22 protein-coding genes are annotated in these 22,847 nt (G+C 42.0%); 10 read left to right on the plus strand and 12 right to left on the minus strand.

The genetic code is table 11. The annotated features are described in order from the left end of the window. Positions 1-3 precede the first annotated feature (3 nt). The 5 genes from dppC to AB6N04_RS18065 all read left to right on the plus strand — a co-directional run bounded on the left by dppC (position 4) and on the right by AB6N04_RS18065 (position 5,455). Positions 4-906 (plus strand): dipeptide ABC transporter permease DppC, encoded by a 903-nt coding sequence (dppC, locus tag AB6N04_RS18045; RefSeq protein WP_369309607.1) that lies wholly within the window; start codon positions 4-6, stop codon positions 904-906. Between the two features lie 12 nt (positions 907-918). Next, entirely contained in the window at positions 919-1,899 is a 981-nt protein-coding gene (gene dppD, locus AB6N04_RS18050; RefSeq protein WP_369309608.1) for a dipeptide ABC transporter ATP-binding protein, read from the plus strand. After that, entirely contained in the window at positions 1,896-2,900 is a 1,005-nt protein-coding gene (gene dppF, locus AB6N04_RS18055) for a dipeptide ABC transporter ATP-binding subunit DppF (protein WP_369309609.1), read from the plus strand. Before dppD ends, dppF begins: the two co-directional genes overlap by 4 nt. Positions 2,901-3,096: 196 nt before the next feature. Beyond that, positions 3,097-3,795: a HAMP domain-containing protein gene (locus tag AB6N04_RS18060; RefSeq protein ID WP_369309610.1), complete on the plus strand. Its 699-nt coding sequence runs from the start codon at positions 3,097-3,099 to the stop codon at positions 3,793-3,795. A 169-nt stretch (positions 3,796-3,964) separates the two neighbouring features. Beyond that, positions 3,965-5,455 carry a M16 family metallopeptidase gene (locus tag AB6N04_RS18065; protein WP_369309611.1) on the plus strand — a complete coding sequence of 497 codons (1,491 nt, stop codon included), beginning with the start codon at positions 3,965-3,967 and terminating at the stop codon, positions 5,453-5,455. A 51-nt stretch (positions 5,456-5,506) separates the two neighbouring features. Here AB6N04_RS18065 and AB6N04_RS18070 read toward each other — a convergent pair whose 3' ends face one another. Together AB6N04_RS18070 and AB6N04_RS18075 are read right to left on the minus strand one after the other, a co-directional pair. Beyond that, positions 5,507-6,508, minus strand: a complete 1,002-nt coding sequence (locus AB6N04_RS18070) for a serine hydrolase domain-containing protein (protein WP_369309612.1) — start codon at positions 6,506-6,508, stop codon at positions 5,507-5,509. Positions 6,509-6,517: 9 nt separating this feature from the next. Beyond that, on the minus strand, positions 6,518-7,429 hold the full coding sequence (locus tag AB6N04_RS18075) for a LysR family transcriptional regulator (RefSeq protein ID WP_369309613.1): 912 nt from the start codon (positions 7,427-7,429) through the stop codon (positions 6,518-6,520). An 85-nt stretch (positions 7,430-7,514) separates the two neighbouring features. Here AB6N04_RS18075 and AB6N04_RS18080 point away from each other — a divergent pair, with 85 nt between their 5' ends. Next, positions 7,515-8,576, plus strand: coding sequence for an NAD(P)H-dependent flavin oxidoreductase (locus tag AB6N04_RS18080; protein ID WP_369309614.1), 1,062 nt, complete (start codon positions 7,515-7,517; stop codon positions 8,574-8,576). Positions 8,577-8,625: 49 nt separating this feature from the next. Here the strand turns inward: AB6N04_RS18080 and yhjD are convergent, their stop codons facing one another. Beyond that, on the minus strand, positions 8,626-9,615 hold the full coding sequence (gene yhjD / locus AB6N04_RS18085; protein ID WP_369309615.1) for an inner membrane protein YhjD: 990 nt from the start codon (positions 9,613-9,615) through the stop codon (positions 8,626-8,628). A gap of 173 nt (positions 9,616-9,788) precedes the next feature. After that, positions 9,789-10,193, minus strand: coding sequence for a DUF1090 domain-containing protein (locus AB6N04_RS18090; RefSeq protein ID WP_369309616.1), 405 nt, complete (start codon positions 10,191-10,193; stop codon positions 9,789-9,791). 232 nt (positions 10,194-10,425) lie between these two features. Between AB6N04_RS18090 and AB6N04_RS18095 the strand changes: the two genes are divergently transcribed. Continuing rightward, on the plus strand, positions 10,426-11,268 hold the full coding sequence (locus AB6N04_RS18095) for a 23S rRNA (adenine(2030)-N(6))-methyltransferase RlmJ (protein WP_369309617.1): 843 nt from the start codon (positions 10,426-10,428) through the stop codon (positions 11,266-11,268). 138 nt (positions 11,269-11,406) lie between these two features. Continuing rightward, positions 11,407-12,759 carry a glutathione-disulfide reductase gene (gene gorA / locus AB6N04_RS18100; RefSeq protein WP_369309618.1) on the plus strand — a complete coding sequence of 451 codons (1,353 nt, stop codon included), beginning with the start codon at positions 11,407-11,409 and terminating at the stop codon, positions 12,757-12,759. Positions 12,760-12,815: 56 nt separating this feature from the next. On the opposite strand, the gene AB6N04_RS18105 is transcribed toward gorA, so the two are convergent. From AB6N04_RS18105 to mobA, 8 genes are all read right to left on the minus strand, one after another. Further along, entirely contained in the window at positions 12,816-13,415 is a 600-nt protein-coding gene (locus tag AB6N04_RS18105) for a glutathione S-transferase family protein (protein ID WP_369309619.1), read from the minus strand. Positions 13,416-13,464: 49 nt separating this feature from the next. Beyond that, positions 13,465-14,163, minus strand: a complete 699-nt coding sequence (locus AB6N04_RS18110) for a helix-turn-helix transcriptional regulator (protein ID WP_369309620.1) — start codon at positions 14,161-14,163, stop codon at positions 13,465-13,467. A 131-nt stretch (positions 14,164-14,294) separates the two neighbouring features. After that, positions 14,295-15,599, minus strand: coding sequence for a carbohydrate porin (locus AB6N04_RS18115; RefSeq protein WP_369309621.1), 1,305 nt, complete (start codon positions 15,597-15,599; stop codon positions 14,295-14,297). A 122-nt stretch (positions 15,600-15,721) separates the two neighbouring features. Beyond that, positions 15,722-17,113: a 6-phospho-beta-glucosidase gene (ascB, locus tag AB6N04_RS18120; RefSeq protein WP_369309622.1), complete on the minus strand. Its 1,392-nt coding sequence runs from the start codon at positions 17,111-17,113 to the stop codon at positions 15,722-15,724. Positions 17,114-17,123: 10 nt separating this feature from the next. Beyond that, the gene (bglF, locus tag AB6N04_RS18125; RefSeq protein ID WP_369309623.1) at positions 17,124-19,025 is read right to left on the minus strand and encodes a PTS beta-glucoside transporter subunit IIABC; all 1,902 of its coding nucleotides are present in this window, start codon (positions 19,023-19,025) and stop codon (positions 17,124-17,126) included. 161 nt (positions 19,026-19,186) lie between these two features. Next, entirely contained in the window at positions 19,187-20,023 is an 837-nt protein-coding gene (licT, locus tag AB6N04_RS18130; RefSeq protein WP_369309624.1) for a BglG family transcription antiterminator LicT, read from the minus strand. Positions 20,024-20,235: 212 nt separating this feature from the next. Next, positions 20,236-20,757 carry a molybdopterin-guanine dinucleotide biosynthesis protein MobB gene (mobB, locus tag AB6N04_RS18135; RefSeq protein ID WP_369309625.1) on the minus strand — a complete coding sequence of 174 codons (522 nt, stop codon included), beginning with the start codon at positions 20,755-20,757 and terminating at the stop codon, positions 20,236-20,238. After that, positions 20,754-21,347 (minus strand): molybdenum cofactor guanylyltransferase MobA, encoded by a 594-nt coding sequence (mobA, locus tag AB6N04_RS18140; protein ID WP_369309626.1) that lies wholly within the window; start codon positions 21,345-21,347, stop codon positions 20,754-20,756. The genes mobB and mobA overlap by 4 nt, the downstream gene beginning before the upstream one ends. A gap of 215 nt (positions 21,348-21,562) precedes the next feature. On the opposite strand from mobA, the gene AB6N04_RS18145 reads away from it, so the two are divergent. Both AB6N04_RS18145 and AB6N04_RS18150 read left to right on the plus strand, forming a co-directional pair. Further along, positions 21,563-21,832, plus strand: coding sequence for a YihD family protein (locus AB6N04_RS18145; protein ID WP_206084828.1), 270 nt, complete (start codon positions 21,563-21,565; stop codon positions 21,830-21,832). A gap of 3 nt (positions 21,833-21,835) precedes the next feature. Further along, positions 21,836-22,831, plus strand: coding sequence for a serine/threonine protein kinase (locus tag AB6N04_RS18150; RefSeq protein ID WP_369309627.1), 996 nt, complete (start codon positions 21,836-21,838; stop codon positions 22,829-22,831). Positions 22,832-22,847: the final 16 nt, after the last annotated feature.

The following is a 22,847-nucleotide window of genomic DNA, read 5'->3' on the forward strand; positions in this document are numbered from 1 at the left end:
TAAATGTCTCAATCTACTGAGCCAACCGTTGTCAGCGCCCCGCAGCCGATGACACCATTACAAGAGTTTTGGCACTATTTTAAACGTAACAAAGGGGCGGTTGTTGGGATGTTTTATATCGCCCTGATGATACTCATTGCGATTTTTGCAGGGGTGCTTGCGCCTCATGCCCCAGATGAACAATTCCGTGATTTCTTACTTGCGCCACCTGTTTGGCAAGAGGGCGGAACGTGGCAATTTATTTTAGGCACCGATGACGTTGGGCGCGATTTATTATCACGCTTGATGTATGGCGCCCGTTTATCACTATTAGTTGGTTGCCTTGTGGTCGTGCTTTCACTGATCATGGGGGTAACTATTGGGGTGATAGCGGGTTATTTTGGTGGTGTCGTTGATGCGTTAATTATGCGTATTGTCGATATCATGTTGGCGTTGCCAAGTCTCCTATTAGCGTTAGTGTTGGTGGCTATCTTTGGTCCCTCTATCGTTAATGCCTCTATTGCACTGACGTTCGTGGCATTACCTCACTATATCCGTTTAACTCGAGCAGCTGTTTTGGTCGAAGTTAATCGCGACTATGTGACCGCTTCTCGCGTTGCTGGTGCGGGAGCTATTCGCCAAATGTTTGTTAATATTTTACCTAACTGCCTTGCCCCTTTGATTGTGCAGGCATCGTTAGGCTTCTCGAATGCTATTTTAGATATGGCTGCTTTGGGTTTCCTTGGTATGGGGGCTCAGCCACCAACACCAGAGTGGGGAACGATGCTATCGGACGTGTTGCAGTTTGCACAGAGCGCGTGGTGGGTCGTGACGTTCCCAGGATTAGCCATTTTATTAACGGTATTAGCGTTTAACCTGATGGGCGATGGTTTGCGTGATGCGTTTGATCCAAAACTCAAGCAGTGATGAGGTAATCTAATGGCACTGTTAAATGTAGAACAACTTTCGGTACATTTCGGCGACGAAAAAGCACCGTTTCGCGCCGTTGACCGCATCAGCTATAGCGTTGAGAAAGGGCAGGTCGTTGGCATCGTTGGCGAATCAGGTTCAGGAAAATCGGTTAGCTCTTTAGCCATTATGGGGTTAATCGACTACCCCGGAAAAGTGATGGCAGACTCGTTAAAGTTCGACGGTCGCGATTTATTATCTATTCCTGAGAAAGAGCGCCGACAGATCGTCGGTGCAGATGTGGCGATGATCTTCCAAGATCCGATGACGAGTTTGAACCCCTGCTTTACGGTTGGTTATCAAATCATGGAGGCTCTAAAAGTCCACCAAGGCGGCAGTAAAGCAACGCGTAAACAGCGAGCGATTGACCTGCTTGATATGGTGGGGATCCCAGATCCAGAATCGCGGTTAGATGTCTATCCACACCAGTTATCTGGCGGGATGAGCCAACGGGTGATGATTGCGATGGCTATTGCTTGTCGCCCTAAATTATTGATTGCTGATGAGCCAACAACGGCGCTAGATGTAACAATTCAAGCGCAAATCATCGAATTATTGTTGGAATTACAGCAGCAAGAGAATATGGCTTTGGTTCTGATCACCCATGACCTTGCTTTGGTGGCAGAAGCCGCCCACCATATTATTGTGATGTACGCAGGGCAAGTGGTGGAATCAGCAAAAGCCACTGATATTTTTAAGCACCCTCGCCACCCTTATACGCAGGCGCTATTACGCGCATTACCTGAATTTGCCTCAAACAAATCGCGTTTAGCCTCACTTCCTGGCGTGGTTCCCGGCAAATATGATAGACCAGTGGGGTGCTTGCTAAATCCACGCTGTCCATATGCTACAGAGAAATGTCGTCAAGAAGAGCCAATGCTACAAACCGTTGGTGATCGCCAAGTTAAATGCCATATGCCACTGGATGATATGGGGAGGCCAACACTATGAGTGACAAACATGCGACACCACTACTAAAAGCAGTGGACTTGAAAAAGTATTATTCCGTTAAAAAAGGCATTTTTGGTGCCGAAAAGACGCTAAAAGCACTTGATGGTGTTTCATTTGAGCTTGAAAGAGGTAAAACGTTAGCGGTTGTTGGTGAGTCTGGTTGTGGGAAATCCACATTAGGTCGCTTGTTGACGATGATAGAACAACCCTCTGAAGGTGAGCTGTATTATCAAGACCAAAATCTGTTAGTTAAAGATAAATCGGCAGAAAAATTACGTCGTCAAAAAATTCAAATCGTTTTCCAAAACCCGTATGGTTCTTTGAACCCCCGTAAAAAAGTGGGGCAAATTTTGGAAGAGCCATTGTTGATTAATACCTCGCTTTCGAAAGAGGAGCGAAAAGAAAAAGTATTATCGATGATGGCAAAAGTGGGTTTGAAAACAGAACATTATAGCCGTTATCCACACATGTTTTCAGGTGGACAGCGTCAACGTATTGCCATTGCTCGTGGCTTGATGCTTGATCCTGATATTGTGGTTGCGGATGAGCCAGTATCTGCACTGGATGTGTCTGTGCGTGCACAAGTTTTAAACCTGATGATGGATTTACAACAGGATTTAGGTTTGTCTTATGTGTTTATTTCCCATGACTTATCAGTGGTAGAGCACATTGCCGATGAGGTCATGGTGATGTATTTAGGACGTTGCGTTGAAAAAGGGACTAAAGAGCAGATTTTTAACAATCCACGACATCCTTATACACAAGCGTTACTCTCGGCAACACCAAGATTGAATCCTGATTCGCGCCGTGAACGGATTAAATTAACCGGGGAATTACCGAGTCCGTTAAATCCACCTCCAGGCTGTGCTTTTGCGGCGCGTTGCCGTCGGGCATTTGGGCAATGTACACAATTTCAGCCGACACTGAAAGAGTATGACCAACAACTTGTCGCGTGTTTTGCTGTCGATGAAGACGAAAAACAAACAGTGGCAGTAAGTTAAACTTTTACGTGGCAGAAAGCCTCTCTTTCTGCCACGTTATTTGTCGAATGAGTGTTTAATTCTCTTCAGGTTGTAGCTTATCTTAAATATCCAATCTTTCTTTTTAAATTGCTCTTTTGCAGATAAAATCAAGTATACTGGCAAATGTCTTCTGTTCTTATTTAAAAAGCGACTTGATTAGGAAGGTTGTGGCCAAATGAATACGCGAGTCCAACGCTCACTAACATTAAAAAGTATGGTTGCATTTTTTGCGATTACTTTACTTTCACTTGCGCTTTTTTTAGCTATACAATTCAGTTACTTACTAGAGCAGCGTAAGCAAGATTACTTAGGTCAGCTCAGTAACGCAGTTGTACAAATTCAAAAACCATTAACGGATTCTCTGCTAAGCTCAGATCTTAACGAAGCAAAAAGGTTGCTCGTGAGTTTAAAAACCTCGGGCATTATGGGAAAAGCGATAGTTACCGTTGATGACGCGACAGTGATGAATTTAAGTTTTGCGACGCCGAAACCGATACCGGAGTGGGCAGAGTATATTGTTGGTATTCCAGTTGAAATGACTGTGCCGTTGTATGCTTACGGTAATGTTGTCTTACAGGCTAAGCCTCAGGGCTATTTGACCTTACAGGTAGATTCAAATCGCGTTTATCGGTTTGCGCTAAATACACTTGCTTTGATGACAACCACTTATTTGTTGTTGGTTTTGATTATCGCGATTGCAATGACATGGTGTGTTAGCCGGATGATCGTTAGGCCATTGCGTAAAATTGCAATTGAATTGCAAGGCAATCAACCTGTTAATCAAGTGGCCGTATCCAGTTATCATCATGATGATGAGCTTGGTTTATTGGCAAAAGGTTATAATCGTCAAAGAAAACAACAAAATTCAGACTAAGCCATGAACATGCTCTCAGCTTTATGGTCTAATATCGTTAGAGTGGTGACAATGAAAGATTGGATAAAGCCATACGATATCGTTTAACCCAATAAGTTTGCGTTTTTCGTTAATTTATTAGTTGTAATTCGCGGTTAAATATAAAGATATAAAACACATAGGGGTTTACATGCAGGGCTTGAAAGTTCGGTATATTATCAGTGTTGTATTACTGTCAGTGGTGCAATTTGCACGAGCTGAACCGTTGCAACCCGATCCAGCATGGCAGCAAGGAAAGCTAGAAAATGGCTTTAGCTGGCAATTACTACAAACACCACAGCGCCCGAATGACCGCATTCAGCTCAGGTTAGCCATTAAAACAGGTTCATTATCCGAAAAAGCGAGTGAAAAAGGCTATAGCTATTTAATCCCTAAAATGGCGCTGCTTCATCAAACAGAAGCGTTTTCAAGCGGGGCATTACAAGAATTTTGGCGTCAGGCGACAGATCCCGATATGCCAATTCCACCTGCCGTGGTGTCTTATGATTACACAATTTACAGCTTAAGTTTACCGAACAACCGCCCTGATTTAATTAAACAGGCGCTCAGTTGGCTTTCTACGTCAGTTGCTGGTGCAACTTATACAGAAACAGCACTTCATAATGGGTTAGAGGCTCAAAAGGTTCCTGTTGCAACGCTGCCATTAAATGCCAATGATCCTGTTTGGCGCGCGCGTTTAAAGGGATCTGCGATGATGGGCTATGATCCAGGTCAGAAACCAAATGGGAATGTTGACCTTGCCAGCGTCAATGATTTTTACCAAAAATGGTATACCCCAGATGTGATGACACTGTATGTGGCGGGGCATGTGGATTCACGGATGCTATCCGATGCAATTTCGCAAACCTTCTCTGGCTTGCAAGGAAAACGTTCAGAGCCTGTTTCTGTGGCCGTATTATCAACGGTTAAACCACAGTCTATTGATATTCTACAAGATCAGTCAGCACAAGATACGCTGTCTTTAATTTGGGATATTGATTGGTTACCCATAAATGATTCAAACGTTTTATTACGTTACTGGGCGAGTGATTTAGCTCGTGAAGCGGTTTACCGCACTTTGCAAAAATCATTTAGCCAAAAATTTAATCAAGATGAAGTCGTTCCTGGTTTAGATTGCCGAGTACAATATCAAAAAGCCACATGTACGCTGACTGTCAGCGCTGCGCCAGAAAAAATGGCCGCAGTTACTGATCTGGTGGTGAACGAATTGGCAGCCATTAATCAAAACGGGATTGCGCCTGAACTGTTTGATGAGATGATCAAAGAGAAGCAGGTTCAGTTGTCCCAATTGTTTGCAGCTTATGCCCGTACCAGTACCGATGTGCTGATTAGCCAACGCTTGATTTCTCAGCAAAATGGTGTGGTAGATATTGCACCCGAGCAATACCAACGTTTAAGGCAGGCCTTTTTAGCGGGGCAAAGTCTTGATCAGGTTAATATGGAAACACGTCGCTTATTATCGCAAGAGGCTGCTTTTGTTTTAGCGCAGCCAAAAGATAAACAGACCATGGATGCAGAGCAAATTCGTCAGAAATTCAATAAAGTACTCTGGCCGCAAGTCCCTGCAAACCCTGAACAAACTGAGGCAGTGCCGGAAACGCCAGTACCCGCGGCTCAGTGATCACTAAAAAGACAGCCTGTTAAGCGCACAGGCTGTCTTTATCCGTTTAAGTTATTGCTCAGTTAATAAGGATTCAATCACGCTAATTAATGTGGCTCTTGAGTCTTTATCATCCACAAAACCCGCTGCGCTGATTTTACTCTCTGGGGCATAGTAGGCCACTGAACCCCAAAAACCTAAGTGTGAATAAAGCGTTATCCCATTAACTTTACTCACCATAATTCCTAAACGGTAGCTTTCGGCATCTTCATGGGAACCGATACTTAACATGGTTTCTAGGGTTTTGGATGAAACAAAAATTTGCCCTTCAAATAACGCTTCTAAAAATTGTGCCATTTGTTTGGAGGACATAACCAGCCCGCCGCCCCCATACACATCCATGGATGCATGAATATGAGTCCCTTCAAATTTACCAAGGTATTGTTTTGCTCGAGGCGCTGCGCTTTTGGGAGGCTGTTCTAAATATTCCCAATAAGCGTTGCCTAGCCCAATTTGATCAAATTTAAGTAATTCTCGAACGGCTTGTCCGAGGGATTTACCTGTTATTCGCTCAATAATATCACCGAGTAAAATATATCCGGTATCTGAATAAATAAATGATTTAGAGGGGGCAATAAAGGGAAATTGCTTACGCACATACATCTCAACCTGCTCAAGGCGGCTCCATTGGTAATCTGGGCGCTTAAGGACTTCTTTCAGATAATCTGCATCAGCATGGTCAAATAATCCGCTACTGTGACTGAGTAAATGGCGAACGGTTATTTGACTGGTGTTGTATTGGGTGTTCAGCAATGCATCATATTGTGGGTCGATTAAGTTAGAAATGGCATCATCAATATTGATTTTTCCCATTTCAGCAAGACGTAAAATGGCTGCGGCGGTAAAGGTTTTGGTGTTACTGGCAATACGTAATGGCGTATCAACGGTAAGTGGAGCATTATCCAATGATGTGCCTCTAGCACAAAATGTGCTAACACTGTTTTTCGGTTTATTATGGTAATAGAGAACCACGCCACAGGATAAGTTTTCCAGTTGTTGGATTATGCTTGTCATTAAAAGCCCTTATTCGACCGTCATTTTAGTGTTTTCATCATACCGACTCCTTAGTGGCGTGATGCACGCTTTAAATGCGCTAAATGCAGGTACATGGTAATTTTCACGGTAAATCAGAAGCGTGTCACACGTGGTGATGGGGAGGCGTCCTAATGGTAATGATGAAATTGGCATTGATTCGATAAGGTATTTAGGCAGTAGTGCCACACAACTGCCTGCGCTGACACAAGCTATCATCGCATGGTAAGAATTCATCTCTTGAATACTCCAGCCACTATTTGCTGGAATATCTAGCCATTGCTCGGCAATATTGCGATAGCTGCACCCTTGAGTAAATGCGGCGAGTGAGCGCGTTTTAATATCAGTGCTATTGGTAGCGTGTCGGTCGTGCTCAGGGAGTAGCAATTGCAATTCTTCCTGCCAGATAATTTCTGTTTTAATACCCATTTGTGATAATTGATCCGGCTCGTAGAGTGAAGCCGGTAGGGCAACAAAAGCGCAGTCCAGTTTCCCTGTATGCACTTGGTCAAGCAGGGATAAAGAAGATCCCGTAGATAATAACAATCGGGTCGTTGGGTTTTGTTGATGAAATTGTGCCAAAGGTAAAGGTAACCGGCAGGCTGCCGTACTTTCCATGCTACCAATACGTAGCTGCCCTCCATTTAGGCCACCACTTATCACATGGCGTGCCTCTTCTTCTAATGCTAACAACCGCTTTGCATAATCGAGAAATTGCCTGCCCGATGCTGAAAGCTCAAGACGTTTGTTTTGACGAATAAAAAGGGACTCCCCCAAATCCGCCTCTAATTGTTGGATACGGGTGGTGATATTGGATGGCACACGACCTAAGCGTGTTGCTGCTCGGGTAATACTGAGTTCGGCAGCAACAGTGCAAAATATTTTCAGAGATTCAGTATTCATTTTCTTTTTATGTGAATAATATGCTATTTTCATTCTTTAAATGAGAATATAAAGTGTACCCTGTCATTGAGATAAAGGAAAGATAATGAATAACTCAAATGCATTTCTACAGCGGTTAGGCTTACGCTATCCGATCATTCAAGCACCGATGGCAGTTGTTTCAACACCAGCATTGGTTGCTGCGGTTTCAGAGGCAGGTGGCATGGGATCATTAGCGCTAGGAGCCAGTTCTGTTGAACAAGCTCGTCAATTGATTCTACAAACGCAGGCTCTAACGGATAGCGCTTTCAATGTGAATGTGTTTTGCCATTTAACACCCAAACGCGATCAGGTAAAGGAACAAGCCTGGATTGATTATTTATCACCTCAGTTTTCTCAATTTAATACCCCGCCGCCTGAACAATTGGAGGAAATTTATCTCTCTTTTCTTGATAACCCTGACATGCTGGCACTGTTTCTTGAACTGAGACCTCCTGTGGTTAGTTTTCACTTTAATGTGCCCTCGGTTGAGGTTATTCATCAACTTAAAGCACGGGGGATTTACACCATGGCTACGGCAACTAATTTGCAAGAAGCCAAAGCGATTGAAAAAGCAGATATTGATGCCATTGTTGCTCAAGGGATTGAGGCGGGGGGGCACCGTGGAATATTTGATATGCAAGCGACTGATGATCAGTTAACCACACAAGAGTTAGTGACGTTACTGGCACAGCATACCACCCTTCCTATTATTGCAGCAGGGGGGATTATGGATGGGCATGATATTAAAGCTGCTTTGCATCATGGTGCAGCAGCGGCACAGCTTGGTACGGCATTTTTGTTATGCCCAGAATCTGCGACGAATAAGAGCTATCGCGCCAAATTAAAACAACAAACTACTGATAGCACAGCGTTAACGATGGCAATTTCAGGGCGTCCAGCTCGCGGGATCATAAATGCATTTATATCCATAGGAACACAATATGATCCGAATAAATTACCCGATTACCCAATTGCTTATGATGTCGGTAAGCAGCTTAATGCCGCTGCGACTCAATCAGGTTGTGACGCTTTTGCGGCTCATTGGGCAGGGCAAAATGTGGCGAAAGTGCGAGAAATGCCAGCGGCTGAACTTGTCGAAACACTCGCTAAAGAATTAAAACAGTAATTTTGTGATATAGACAGAAAGAGGGGGGATTCGCCCCCTAAATAAACGGCTAGAGTGTGGCTGCTTGTTGTGCATTTTTAGGCTCATCCGTTGCAATCCACGCTGCACAAAATAGGGTTAAGCGAGCAAAGAAGTAGAAGAATGCCATGAGGCCAAGCACAGAACCAAATGCTGCGCCTGAGGGGGATGAGGCCAAGTTAGGTAAAATCCATGTCATCACCGATTTAATGATTTCAAAGCCAATCGCGGCTAATAATGTGCCTTTGAACAGTGAGCGGCGGCGGTGCTGCATACGTGGCAGGATCCAAAATATCCATAAAAACAAGAGGAAATTTGCTGCAATGGAAATTCCCAAACCGATTAATGTCCATGCAGGCTTTAGCCACTCAATACCGTCTAAACCTAATGTGTTGACGATGGTGGCTTGGGCTGAGCCTGCAACGGAGGTCAGAGTAATAGTCACAATCAACGCAATTAATAAGCCAATTAAGGCAAAAAAATCACGAATATAACGGAAAAAGATATTTTCTTGTTCGTCTTCGTTTCGCTCCCACACTGGCCTTGATTGCGCCAAAATGGCTAACCGTAAGTTATTTACCCAGTTAACCCCGGAATAGACCGCAAGTGCTAAACCGGTTAAACCGACGGTTGTCCGCTGGCGAATTGCGGTATCAATGGTGCGTTCTAATGTATTGGCAAGGGTAGGATCAGTGATATTGGCAGAGATCCCGCGTACCAGTTTTTCCAGTAGCTCAGGGTTGCTGGCTAACACGAAACCCGCGGCAGCAAAGGAAAACATCAATACTGGGATCAGCGAGAGAAAAGAAAAATAGGTAATGGCGGCACCAAACTGGTTACCCATACGATCCGTAAAACGTTGTGCAGTGCGGATTAAGTGAGCAATAAAAGGGATCGCTGTAATAAAATTCACCACACGCATTGAGAAAGTGAGGGCTTTTTTACTGCCATCAAGGCTTTTAGTCAGTGTCGCTTTCAGTTTATTGGTTTCTTTTTGCTGTTCTTCCTGCATATTCGACATTGATGTCCCTCTTATCTTTACTGCTAAATTGGTATGACTTATTCGAGCAATACGCTGTTTATTAACGATAACCTGCCATTACTATAGCTTAAATTTAGGGAGAACTTTACTCCAATGGCTATTTTTCAGCGAAAACAGGCATTGGAGTGCGGTTTAGAATGAAATAAGAAACACTAAAGTGCGTCTTTGTAGAGCTGTAATTCCGCTTGGGCTTGTTTTAGCTCTTCTTGCGCTTGTGCTAATTTGCGTTCACGTTTTTCAATTTTGTTACGGTCATTGCCCTTTATTTTTTCTTCTTGTAATTCAGCCTCACGCTCTTGGACTTTTTCCATTTTTTCTGCGACATCTTTTTGGCTATCACGATATAAAGATTCTGGCGTGCAATACCGGTTTACATTATCTAATGCTTGCTCTAAACCGTTAACGCGATACTGGTTGCCATGTTGTTTGGCGTATTTAATTTGTTCTTCAATGCGTTGTTTTTTTATTTCGCAGCCATTTTGACCTTTGGCAGCGGTTGCTGATGAACTGGCAAAAAAAGCCGCTGATATGGCGGTGATGATGAGTAGTTTTTTCATTTTTTTCCCCTGAATATTATAAAATTTGTGTTTAGGATAGCTTTTTATGGCATTTAGGTCATGTAAATTTTACAGTTTCCATGACTGTGACAATTGTGGCTAAATTTCGTTATAATGGCGTATAAGAATCAATACGGCCTATTTTTTATCCAAAAAGGCATCTTTTACGCACCCATTTAATAGTAGCCACGATGGTGGTTAGTGTTGAATTTCCTCAGGAAATAAACGTAACATGTTAAGTTATCGTCATAGCTTTCACGCAGGCAACCACGCTGATGTGTTAAAACACACAGTACAAAGTCTGATCATTGAATCTCTAAAAGAGAAAGAAAAACCGTTTTTGTATTTAGATACACATTCAGGGGCGGGTCGTTATCAATTAACGGGTGAGCATGCAGAAAAAACCGGTGAATACCTCGACGGGATTGCACGTATTTGGGCGCAATCAGACTTACCTGAGGAATTATTGCCGTACATGAATATTGTGCGTCGCCTTAATGATGGTGGGCGCTTGCGTTATTATCCCGGTTCGCCGTTATTAGCCAAATTTTTATTACGCGAACAGGATAGACTGGTATTAACTGAATTGCACACCAGCGACTATCCTTTATTACGTGGTGAGTTCTTGAAGGATAATCGTGCACAAGTTTTTCGCGAAGATGGTTATCAGCAACTGAAATCAAAATTACCACCACAAAGCCGTCGCGGGTTTATGTTAATGGATCCGCCCTATGAATTAAAAAGCGACTATGAAGCTGTGGTTAACGCGGTTGTTGAAGGGTATAAACGTTTCGCAACAGGGACTTATGCGATTTGGTATCCTGTGGTCTTACGCCAGCAAATTAAGCGCATGGTGAATCAATTACAAGCAACAGGTATCCGTAAAATTCTGCAAATTGAATTAGCTGTGCGCCCTGATAGCGATCAACGTGGGATGACAGCATCAGGGATGATTGTTATCAATCCTCCTTGGAAACTTGAGCAACAGATGAAAAATGTGCTGCCATGGCTGCATAAAACACTGGTTCCAGAAGGAACTGGGCACACGTTAGTTGAGTGGATCGTGCCAGAGTAATTCATCTAATTAATAGGCTCTGTCAATTGAAATAACAGGTATAGCCTATCGCAAATCGCCATTTATCTCATGACAATGGATAGCGACCTGCGAGAAAATATATCAATAAGTCATTCAATAAATGGGAATAACCAAATTATGAGCAAACATTACGACTATATTGCAATTGGTGGTGGAAGCGGTGGTATTGCATCGATGAACCGTGCGGCGATGTATGGACAAAAGTGTGCCTTAATTGAGGCGAAAGCATTAGGCGGAACATGCGTTAACGTCGGTTGTGTGCCGAAGAAAGTGATGTGGCATGCTGCGCAAATTTCAGAAGCTATTCGCAACTATGGCCCTGATTATGGTTTCGACACAACCATCAACCGTTTTGATTGGAAAACCTTAATTGAGAGTCGTACTGCTTATATTGATCGTATTCACCAATCCTATGATCGTGTATTAGGGAATAATAAAGTGGATGTGATCAGGGGTTTTGCTCGTTTTGTTGATGCACATACTGTTGAAGTTAATGGTGAAACTTATACTGCTGATCATATTTTGATCGCAACTGGTGGTCGCCCTGTGATCCCTGCTATCCCAGGTGCAGAATATGGCATGACGTCAGATGGCTTTTTCGAGTTAGCGGATTTACCAAAGCGCGTTGCTGTTGTCGGTGCGGGTTACATTGCTGTTGAACTGGCGGGGGTATTAAACGGCTTAGGGGCTGAAGCTCATCTATTTGTCCGTAAGCATGCACCACTGCGTTCATTTGATCCACTGATTGTGGAAACGCTGGTGGAAGTGATGAACACCGAAGGGCCAAAATTGCACACTGATTCTATTCCAAAAGAAGTCGTGAAAAATGCAGATGGTTCACTGACGTTGAAACTGGAAAACGGCCATGAACAGACTGTTGATGCCTTGATTTGGGCAATTGGTCGTGAGCCCATGACAGATAACCTGAATATTGAAGCCACAGGTGTTGCGCTGAATGAAAAAGGTTATATCAAGGTGGATAAATACCAGAATACCAACGTTGCAGGTGTTTATGCCGTTGGTGACAATACTGGTGCAGTAGAGTTAACACCAGTCGCGGTAGCGGCAGGTCGTCGTTTATCTGAACGCTTGTTTAATAACAAGCCAGATGAGCACTTAGATTACAGCAATATCCCAACCGTTGTATTTTCACATCCTCCCATTGGCACTATTGGTTTAACTGAACCAGAAGCGGTTGAAAAATATGGCGCAGATAATGTAAAAAGCTATAAATCATCGTTTACAGCCATGTATACCGCAGTCACATCTCATCGCCAACCTTGCCGCATGAAGCTAGTTTGTGTTGGTGAAGACGAAAAAATTGTGGGCATTCATGGCATTGGATTCGGTATGGATGAAATTCTTCAAGGTTTTGCGGTTGCATTAAAAATGGGGGCAACCAAGAAAGATTTCGATAATACTGTGGCAATCCACCCAACGGCAGCGGAAGAGTTTGTGACGATGCGTTAAGTATTGGTTATTGAACATTAAAGGCTAAGTTCGAATGAGCTTAGCCTTTTTTGATATTATTTGACCAGTAACTCTGCAATTTCAGGAATGCTTGCCAGACTATTAAGGTACTTTTGCATTATAGGCGTGGCTTCCATGATATTGTATCTGATTAAGAACATCACAAATGCACCGACATACACATCTACCGCAGTAAATTGCTCGCCACAAATAAATGGCTTAGCGTTGTTTAATCCCACATCTAAACAGGCTATTACGCGTTCAAAGGAACCAAAACCAGAAGATTTCTGTTGCTCTTCATTAAGCTGAACACCTAAGTTATTGATGGTGAATGCAGATTCTATGGGACCTGCGGTAAAGAAAAACCAACGGTAATAGTCAGCACGTTTAGGGTCATTTAGTGCGGGTGCTAACCCTTTTTCGATAAATTTATCTGCTAAATAAGCACAAATCGCGGCTGTTTCAGTGACGATAACATCACCATCAACTAAAGCAGGAACTTTGGCCATCGGGTTAATGGCGAGATATTCTGCGGTATGCATATCTGCACCATAACCTAACTCTATGCGTTTATAAGGAACATCTAAGATTTTTAATAACAAATCGACTGTATTACCGCGTGACATTGAATTAGAAAAAAGGACAAGTTCGCTCATGGTTATTCCCTTATATAAAGTTGAGCACTAACTATAAGGGAGTGCAGTGTCAGAAATTGTCAGGAGAGACGCACAAGACTTCTTTTTGCCAGCGCGCTAATAAATATTCCTTTGGATATGGCAGATTATCAGGGAGGGCAAGATAAGATTGAATGCGATCTAAACGAAAATGACGGTAGCTTCCCCGTAATTCACACCAAGCGGCTAAGACTTGGGACTCTTTCATATAACCAATCGCGATTGGCCAAATAATGCGTTCTGTTGATTGATTTTGACCATCAAGGTAGGTCATTTTTGCTTTGCACTCTTTTCGTAAGCTTAAACGTAAGTCCTTAGAGACGTTATCATTAATGTCATAATAATGCGTTGCAGGAGCAAATAAGGTATTTTGGTCGAGTATCTTTTTAGCGTTTCTCGCGACTACTGAATTAATTTTACTGATCGCACGTCTGGCCGAGCTCTTGAGCTCACTATCAGCATGACTTTTTACCCAGCGCAAACCTAAAATCAACGCTTCCAGTTCATTTTCATCAAAGGTCAAAGGGGGTAATAATAACCCTGTTTTAAGCTGGTAACCGACCCCCGCCTCCCCTGAAATTTCAGCGCCTTGAGCCCGAAGAGATTCGATATCACGGTAAATTGAGCGAATACTCACTTCTAATTGGGATGCAAGCGTTTGCGCCGTTATCGGATAGCGGTTTTCTTTTAGGATCTGCAATAAAGTCAGTAAGCGTTGGGTGCGAGTCATAAAGTTGTCTATTTAACTATATTGAATACGCTGTAGTATAAAAAATAACTCCGTGTATGCGAACTGTATGAGTCTGAATGTGGCAAAGTCAATAATCATTTTCCTTTGCCACTGAATGTTTATCACTATATTTAGAATGTGAGTACGGTTTTGAGCCCTAATACCCAAGCATCAGACGTTTTCTTTACGCCACCAGGTTGGTGCCAATATTGCATGCTTGGTTGTAGCGCTAACCAAGTAACGGGTTTAAAACGGTAATACAACTCAGCGTTGAGTGAACTAGACGTAATTGGATGGAATAATGGATCGTTATAATCGCTGATCCCTAACTGTTCATTTTGTTGTTTTTGTTTTTTAGCAAAATGAGAGCTAAGGTCAATATAGGAAACTCCTACACCAATCCAGTCTTCGGGTCTTGTATCAAACAATCCTCGATAGCGCAGAGAACTGGAAACGACGTAATTCATAAAATTACTTCGTTCATCATGGTAGCTACCACTTACTGATAAGCTTAAACCGCGATTTGGGTCATCTTGATGGCGGGTTAACTGTTGATTCATGCCACTGTAAACAAACCAGGTATTGTTATAGCTTTTATCTTTATATAGGTCGTATTGTTTTGCGTTGGTATACAGTAAGCCAAGGTTATAAGCCCCAGGTAGTCCATTGACGAAAGTACGGTTTTCGATCTCTAAAGGAAGTAATACTCCTTTGCTACCCTTAGTAGACCAACTCCAAGCATGGCTTCTATCTGTTGCGTGTGGGTTCTGTTCCATGATCGCTGTTTTCAGCGTGATTTCAGGTGTGATTTTATAGCTGATGGTTGTACCCCATGTATGAATATTCCAGTTATTCCAAGTGAGGGCATTGGCGGATTTACCACCACATTGACTCAGTAGTTGAAAATCGCAAGGAATGATCTGGTCGAATTCTTGAACTTTATTCATCATCCCAATTCGCCAAGTGAGGCGGCGGTCGTCAAAGCTGCGAGCGAAGGTGAGCCATCCAAGTCGAGTCACTGAACCACCACCGTAACTTTCTTGAGCGAGGTCATTATTTGGAACTCGGGGGTCTTGGAAGCGTTTTGCGGTGAGGCTATCTTCATGGTTCCGATTAACAATATTGCCTTCTATACGAGCATCAGGAATGCCTGTCCAACGTTCAAGGTCTTGGGTAAAAGTGAAGGCAAATTGATCAATATAGGCGGTATGTTTGTCATGGTTGTATCCCCCTTTTGCATTGTAAGCAACTTGGCTTAAATAGTTGCTATTAAAAGTAAAACCATGGTCGGATAATATTGGGCGGATCCCGATTATGTCGCCAAATACCCCTGGAGATGCAGGTTCAAATCCTAAGACAGTACCATTCCATTGTTGTTCATCTGCTATAGAGGGCAATGCTAAAAATAATAAAGAAAATAAAAATTTTTTATTCATATTAAATACAACCTATTGATAATAGTTTGCCCCGACTTATTAATAAATAATAAGTCAATACTATTTTTAATCGCTGAGGAACTCGAGATAAATAAATTATCCCGAGGTTGTCTGTAAATTAATTAGCGCAATAACTCCCCTTGGCTTTTAATAATACCTTGGTACCAGTAAAAACTTTTTTTGCGTTTTCTTTCTAGTGTGCCATCACCTTGATCATTACGATCCACATAGATAAAACCGTAACGTTTTGACATTTCAGCTTTAGAGGCACTGACGATATCAATGGGTCCCCAACTGGTGTAGCCCATAATATCAACACCATCTTGAATAGCCTCATGAACCTGAATCAAATGGTCATTGATATATTGAATACGATAATCGTCATTGATATTACCTTCAGGGGTGATTTCATCTACGGCCCCTAAACCATTTTCGACAATAAATAGGGGTTTTTGATATCTATCCCATAATATATTTAATAGCGTTCGTATGCCTTTTGGATCAATCTGCCATCCCCACTCTGAACTTTCTAAATGTGGATTTGGCACCATGGTGAAAATATTTCCTCGTCTCTTTTCATATTCATCTTTGTCTGCGGTAATACAACCAGTCATATAATAACTAAATGAAATAAAGTCGATGGTGTTTTTGAGGTCATGTATATCTTCATCGGTTATAGTGAGATTGATTTGATTATCGCTGAAATAACGCAACATATAACCAGGATATTGCCCACGGCACTGAACGTCGCCAAAAAATAACCATTTACGGTTTTCAGTCATCGCTTCCCAGACATCGTCGGGTTTGCACGTTAATGGATAGACTAATCCACCTAAGAGCATGTTACCGATTTGAGCATCTGGAATGATGTCATGACATGCCTTGACGACACGAGCACTTGCAACGAGTTGATGATGAATCGCTTGATACACTTCTGAAGAGGAACTGTCCGACGGCAATCCCACCCCTGTCATTGGTGCATGTAAAGACATATTTATCTCGTTAAAAGTGAGCCACAGTTTGACTTTATCTTTATATCGTTCAAAGACTGTACATGCATAATGTTCAAAAAACGCGATTGTTTTACGATTTCCCCACCCGCCATACTGTGTGACAAGATGATAGGGCATTTCATAGTGGGAGAGGGTAATTACAGGCTGGATGTTATATTTTGCCATTTCATCAAACAGATCATCATAAAATGCAAGACCGGCTTCGTTAGGGATAATCTCATCACCTTGGGGAAATATACGGCTCCAAGCTATGGATGTGCGTAGGCAGGTGAATCCCATTTCAGCAAATAATGGGATGTCTGTTTTATATTGATGATAAAAGTCGATTGCAGTGTCTTTAATAAAGCTTTGATTGTCGGTTCTGTTAACCAATGGACCGAATATGCCATGAGGCTGCATATCGGAAGTACTGAGCCCTTTTCCTGCAGTGAGATAGGCCCCTTCTGCTTGGTTGGCTGCGATTGCACCACCCCATAAAAATGAATCTGGAAATTTAGCCATTCTCAGCTCCTTATTTGTTATTAACGGTTATAACTTTTTGACCCTGTTGAATTGATTGATTGAGTTCAATAAATTCAATGGATTGATATTCGTCGCTATTACTGATGATGACAGGCGTTGTGAGGTCATATCCTGCTTCAAGGATTTTTTCTCTGTCAAACGTGAGGAGTAAGTCGCCTGTTTTGAATGTGTCACCTTGCTGAATGTGTGGTGTGAAATACAGACCATCGAGCTTAACTGTATCTATGCCTACGTGGATCAGCAGTTCAATACCACTTTGGCTCAGTAACCCTAATGCATGACCCGTTTTAAAAAGTGACCCAACTTCCCCATCAAAAGGTGCATAAACTTCCCCTTTATTTGGAATGATTGCGATCCCTTGGCCGAGTAACCCACTCGCAAATGTTTCATCCGGAGTATCTGATAAAGGGATCGCAGCCCCACTGAGTGGTGCCAGAATATCGTTTGGCATGGAGTCTGGTTTACTATCAACTTGAGGAGCTGGGGCTAGGTTGTCTTTTTTGATACCAAATAAGTAGGTGGCAACGGTGGCAAAAACAAAGGATACCGAGGTACCAATAATGGCTCCCCAAACAGTATTATCAATACCTTGTTCAGGGATAATTTGGGTGAAAGTGAAAATATTAATTAAACCAAAGGAATAAATGAGTGTTTGGCTATACCCAACGATGGCACCACCAAGAGCTCCACCAATACAACCAAAAATAAATGGGCGACGAAGAGGAAGGGTTACACCATAAACCGCAGGCTCTGTGATACCAAATAGCCCTGCTGTGATGGATGAACCTGCCATGATTTTCATTTTGGCATTTTTCGTGGCAAGCAGAACGCCTAAAGTGGCACCTATTTGTCCAGCAACAGCGGGGAGTAATAGAGGGGCAAGGGCATCTTGACCAAGCACACTTAAGTTATTGATACTAACGGGGACAATTCCCCAATGTAAACCAAAGATAACACAAACTTGCCAGATCCCTCCCATAACGGCACCCGCGATTGCTGGGGCAAAGTGGTAAACGGTTTGGAAACTTTCGGCGATTAATAGGCTTATCCATGTCGCTAATGGTCCAATAACCAGAAACGTGAGTGGGACAATAATAATTAGACATAAAAATGGAGATATAAAGTTTTTCATTGCCGACGGTAAAATTTGATTGAGCCTTTTTTCTAGAAAACAGGTCAACCACGCGGCGAAAATTATTGGAATAACAGATGCGGTATAATTAATAAAAGTGACAGGGATACCGAGAAAATATTCAGTTGTGGCATTTGCTGCAAAGCTTTGCTCAAATGCGGCTATCATTGTGGGGTGTATTAGCGCTCCCCCAATCGTCATTGTAAGAAATGGATTACCGCCAAATTTTTTTCCAGCGGTATACCCCAACACTAATGGGAAGAAATAAAATAGAGAGTCACTTGCAGCAAACCAAATTTTGTATGTTCCACTGCTCGAAGGTAGCCAATTTAACGTTTCGGCTAATGATAATAACCCCTTTAAAATCCCCGAAGCTGCCATGATCCCAAGTATTGGGGTAAAAATACTTGAAACGATATCGATAAAATAGCTCAGTAAACTCTCTTTATCCTTTTTATTATCTTTAACGTTATTTTTCTTTATTCTTACTGATGAAGAGGGGGAATAATCTGTTATTCCCAATAATTGGCTGACAACCTGATAAACATCGTTAACATGATTTCCAATCACAACTTGAAACTGACCGCCACTTTCAACGACAGTGATCACCTCAGGATTTTGTTTTAATTGTTCAGCGTTAGCTTTCTTGTTTTCTTTCAACTTAAAACGTAGGCGTGTTGCACAATGTATTACATCGATCACGTTGTCTTTTCCTCCCACGCTGTCGATGATTTTTTCCGCTAAAGCTTGGTATTTCATAATTAATTCCTTTATTCCTTAAATAATGAAAGCCACTGCTATTGATGAATAGATAAAAAAAAACCTGACCCATCACCGCAATAACGCAGTGATAAAAATCAGGTTTTGCCTGCTTTTAGGCAGTAACAATCCATCGGTTTTTTAACGTTAAATTAACGACTTCAACTATGACTTTCTTTTCGAACGCGTTCTATATGGATAGTGAGATACATGCACTCTTCGTTGGTTAAATGTCGTTGATATTTCTTCGCTAAAAAAGCACCAATTTTTTCGGCACATTTCCATGACACGGAATAATTTTCTTTTATGACCATGTGCATCTCAATATCATCATTTTCTACGGGGTCATTACTCATCATCCGATGGGTAAAAAACTTTAAATGAGTCACAAAGCGTTGGTAGCTCAAGGTGTCTTGTTGATATTCGATTTGCAGATGATATTTCACAAAATGCATGATTTCATTCATGATCGCCATAGTTTCCATGACAATTGGCATCTCACCCGTTAGCTGAGCATTGACGAAATGTAGTGCAATAAACCCTGCTTCATCAATGGGTAACTCAACGTTTAAGTCTTGTTTGATGATGGCTAACGACGCCAACCCTAATTGATACTCTTTGGGGTAAAGCCGTTGAATTTCCCATAGCATTGTATTTGTAATAGAGAGACCTTTTATTTGCCTGTCAATGGCATAATTGCAATGGTCAGTCAGTACGATATAGAGGCTTTCATGTAAATCACCAAGCTTAGCTTTTGCATGCTCAATTATTTTGTTACAAACCTCCATGACATTAAGCGGTATTTGACTCAATAACTCACTTAACCGATGAGTTAGCTCATTACTACGTAGTTCGAATACTTTTTCGATATTTTTAGGATCGATAGGCTCGTTTACTTTCCTTTGAAAAGCGAGTCCTCGACCCATGACGACAACTTCTTGTTGTTTTTCATTCAGGGCGATAACCGCATTGTTATTTAAAATTTTTGCGATCCGCATTTTTATTTCCCTTAAAACGAAAAAAACCTGATAGCCAAATGAAAAATCATCGGCTAATCAGGTTTTGCCTGCCTTTGATAGGGCAGTAACAATCCAGTAATTTACTTTTGTGTACTTTAATTAAACTTTTTGTTTTATTCAAACCACAAAGTTTGAAACTGTGAACTCGCACATTTTATTCTATTGATATCATCTTCATCAGGTTTAAAGTGCTATTTGATTGTTTTTTGCCACCAGGAAACGATGTAATCTGCCACCTGTTCAGGATTATTGATGTCTAACTGTGGTATTTGTGTATCAATAATTTCATTACTGGCAACAGCAACCACATAGTTATCGATCAAGCCGTTAAGTGGTTTTCCGACCTCAGATCGAAACAAAGCGATTTTATCGATCGTCTCATGTTTAAACCCTTCAACTAAAATGAGATCTAAAGACGCGGGATCAAAACGGCTTGCTAAATAATACAGATCCATCTCTTTCGCTTTAGGGGTTTCTGTCATCAGCGCCCAACGTTTTTCGCTGGCAACAAGAGTTTGGTCTGCACCTGCTTTTCGTAACTCAAAACTGTCTTTGCCCGGTTTATCCACTTCCATATCATGGTGAGTGTGCTTAATTAAGCCGACACGCACGTTACGTTGCTTAAGTAATGGAATGACTTTTTTTAATAATGTCGTTTTACCCGTGCCGCTGTAGGCGGTAATTCCGAGTAGGGGTAGAGTATTTTGCTTCATGGTAATTTTTGTTGTAACTCCCAGTTACGGCTATCTTCCGGGGTATTCAAGTTAGCGAATGACCCAGTTTCTGACGAGAACGTGATGCCTTTTGCGTTGATTTCGCGCATAAATAGCATCAATTTACGATCACCTCTGGCGAGATAATCATCAAGTTGGGATTGAAGACTGCGATGCAGTAGGGCGAAAGTAGGGTGCTCGCGCTCGGTATCCTGAGCGTAGCAGGCTAAGTGCTGTTCTTTTTCTGCAAACATTTTTTCCGATAAATTCAATGGGAAAGAAGGCACATCGCAAGGAACAAATAATAGCCAATCGGTTTTTGCATAGTGAAGAGCAGCTTGCATACCAGCTAAAGGACCCGAAAAATCGCTATTTAAATCAGCAATCACCGTTAATTGACTTTGCCTATATACGTCTTGGTTGCGATTGGCATTAATCATCACTTGGCTAACTTGAGGGGATAAACGTGCGAGGATATATTGGTACAATGGTTTACCTAACAAAGGCACTAACCCCTTATCTTGCCCGCCCATACGTGTGCCTCGACCACCTGCCAGTATAACCCCTGTAATTGATTGTCGAAATGACATATTCAATATCCTTGAATATCTTCAAGAAAATGTTTTAACTTACCTGTAAACACTTTCGAGTATAGTAATTGCTAAAATTTATTCTATTTTGCTATAAAATCAATGAATATTCGTACGTATTGGCACTAAACTTTACGTAGATTGACAACAGTTCGCTTTTTCTCTTGTATGATTATTGATAACGTGTATCGAATATTCGTGATAAAGGAATAAACATGAAATGCCATCGCTTAAATGAAGTCATTGAGCTTCTGCACCCTGTTTGGAAAGATAACTCAGATTTAAACCTTGTTGAATTATTGCAGAAACTTGCTGATGAAGCAGGCTTTAAAGGCAGCTTATCTGAATTAACGGATGATGTATTGATCTATCATCTGAAAATGCGTGGCACAGACAGTAATGATGTAATCCCAGGTCTGAAAAAAGATTATGAAGACGACTTCAAAACGGCTATTTTACGTGCCCGTGGGATCATAAAAGATTGAATTATGGATGAGATAGAACATTCGCATTTCCATTTTAGTGGAATTTCACCTGATTTGATTTTAGATGCGCTGATGGAAGCTGGGATCTATTTAGAATCAGGGCTGACAGAATTAAATAGCTATGAAAACCGTGTCTTTCAGTTTCAAGATGAAAATCGCCAACGTTATGTGGTGAAGTTTTATCGCCCTGAGCGCTGGAATCGGTCGCAAATTCAAGAAGAGCATGATTTCACGCTAGAGCTGCATGAAGAAGGATTACCTGTTGCTGCGCCTCTTGAGTTTGCTGGGCAAACGGTATTGGAGTTTGGCGGTTTTATGTTTGCTGTTTTTCCGAGCATTGGTGGACGGCAATATGAAACAGATAACTTATTTCAGCTCGAAAGTGTGGGGCATTTATTAGGGCGGATCCACCAAATTGGACAGCGCAAAAACTTTGCATTTCGTCCGACTATGGGGGTGGATGAATACCTTGATAAACCGCGCGATATTATCGTCTCGAGTTCATTACTAAAAGAACGTGACAAGGCGTTATTCATTGAATCGTTGGATAAACTGATTGCGCAGGTGAAAACGCAATGGCCAACCACGCTATCCACTCTACGGCTGCAAGGGGATTGTCATCCAGGTAATATTTTGTGGCGTGATGAAGCGTGGATGGTGGATTTTGACGATGCACGAAATGGTCCTGCAATTCAGGATCTGTGGATGTTGCTTAATGGCTCACGTCAAGAGCAACTTATTCAATTAGAGACATTATTAGAAACTTATAATGAGTTTTCTGATTTTGATGTAAAACAGCTTAAGCTTATCGAACCGCTTAGGGCAATGCGTATGGTGCACTATCTCGGGTGGATTATTCGCCGTTGGCAAGATCCTGCATTTCCTCGGGCATTTTCGTGGTTACAAGCTGATGATTTTTGGCAAAAGCAATCCATTGAGTTTGCACAGCAAATTGAACGGTTGCAGGATGCTCCTTTGCAATTAACCCCGCAGTTTTAACATTTAAGTCTTTGTT

It is taken from the genome of Providencia rettgeri (assembly GCF_041075285.1).
GTDB lineage: Bacteria > Pseudomonadota > Gammaproteobacteria > Enterobacterales > Enterobacteriaceae > Providencia > Providencia rettgeri_G.

Bases quoted from the DNA above. Each gene is read 5' to 3' on its own strand.
- ascB (WP_369309622.1), bottom strand. From the start codon at position 17,113: ATGGCTAAATTTCCAGATTCATTTTTATGGGGTGGTGCAATCGCAGCC.
- AB6N04_RS18090 (WP_369309616.1), bottom strand. From the start codon at position 10,193: ATGAAAAAACTACTCATCATCACCGCCATATCAGCGGCTTTTTTTGCC.
- AB6N04_RS18150 (WP_369309627.1), top strand. From the start codon at position 21,836: ATGGATGAGATAGAACATTCGCATTTCCATTTTAGTGGAATTTCACCT.
- mobA (WP_369309626.1), bottom strand. From the start codon at position 21,347: ATGTCATTTCGACAATCAATTACAGGGGTTATACTGGCAGGTGGTCGA.
- AB6N04_RS18110 (WP_369309620.1), bottom strand. From the start codon at position 14,163: ATGACTCGCACCCAACGCTTACTGACTTTATTGCAGATCCTAAAAGAA.
- AB6N04_RS18105 (WP_369309619.1), bottom strand. From the start codon at position 13,415: ATGAGCGAACTTGTCCTTTTTTCTAATTCAATGTCACGCGGTAATACA.
- AB6N04_RS18065 (WP_369309611.1), top strand. From the start codon at position 3,965: ATGCAGGGCTTGAAAGTTCGGTATATTATCAGTGTTGTATTACTGTCA.
- dppC (WP_369309607.1), top strand. From the start codon at position 4: ATGTCTCAATCTACTGAGCCAACCGTTGTCAGCGCCCCGCAGCCGATG.
- AB6N04_RS18075 (WP_369309613.1), bottom strand. From the start codon at position 7,429: ATGAATACTGAATCTCTGAAAATATTTTGCACTGTTGCTGCCGAACTC.
- gorA (WP_369309618.1), top strand. From the start codon at position 11,407: ATGAGCAAACATTACGACTATATTGCAATTGGTGGTGGAAGCGGTGGT.
- AB6N04_RS18095 (WP_369309617.1), top strand. From the start codon at position 10,426: ATGTTAAGTTATCGTCATAGCTTTCACGCAGGCAACCACGCTGATGTG.
- dppF (WP_369309609.1), top strand. From the start codon at position 1,896: ATGAGTGACAAACATGCGACACCACTACTAAAAGCAGTGGACTTGAAA.
- AB6N04_RS18145 (WP_206084828.1), top strand. From the start codon at position 21,563: ATGAAATGCCATCGCTTAAATGAAGTCATTGAGCTTCTGCACCCTGTT.
- AB6N04_RS18060 (WP_369309610.1), top strand. From the start codon at position 3,097: ATGAATACGCGAGTCCAACGCTCACTAACATTAAAAAGTATGGTTGCA.
- yhjD (WP_369309615.1), bottom strand. From the start codon at position 9,615: ATGTCGAATATGCAGGAAGAACAGCAAAAAGAAACCAATAAACTGAAA.
- mobB (WP_369309625.1), bottom strand. From the start codon at position 20,757: ATGAAGCAAAATACTCTACCCCTACTCGGAATTACCGCCTACAGCGGC.
- AB6N04_RS18070 (WP_369309612.1), bottom strand. From the start codon at position 6,508: ATGACAAGCATAATCCAACAACTGGAAAACTTATCCTGTGGCGTGGTT.
- licT (WP_369309624.1), bottom strand. From the start codon at position 20,023: ATGCGGATCGCAAAAATTTTAAATAACAATGCGGTTATCGCCCTGAAT.
- dppD (WP_369309608.1), top strand. From the start codon at position 919: ATGGCACTGTTAAATGTAGAACAACTTTCGGTACATTTCGGCGACGAA.
- bglF (WP_369309623.1), bottom strand. From the start codon at position 19,025: ATGAAATACCAAGCTTTAGCGGAAAAAATCATCGACAGCGTGGGAGGA.
- AB6N04_RS18115 (WP_369309621.1), bottom strand. From the start codon at position 15,599: ATGAATAAAAAATTTTTATTTTCTTTATTATTTTTAGCATTGCCCTCT.
- AB6N04_RS18080 (WP_369309614.1), top strand. From the start codon at position 7,515: ATGAATAACTCAAATGCATTTCTACAGCGGTTAGGCTTACGCTATCCG.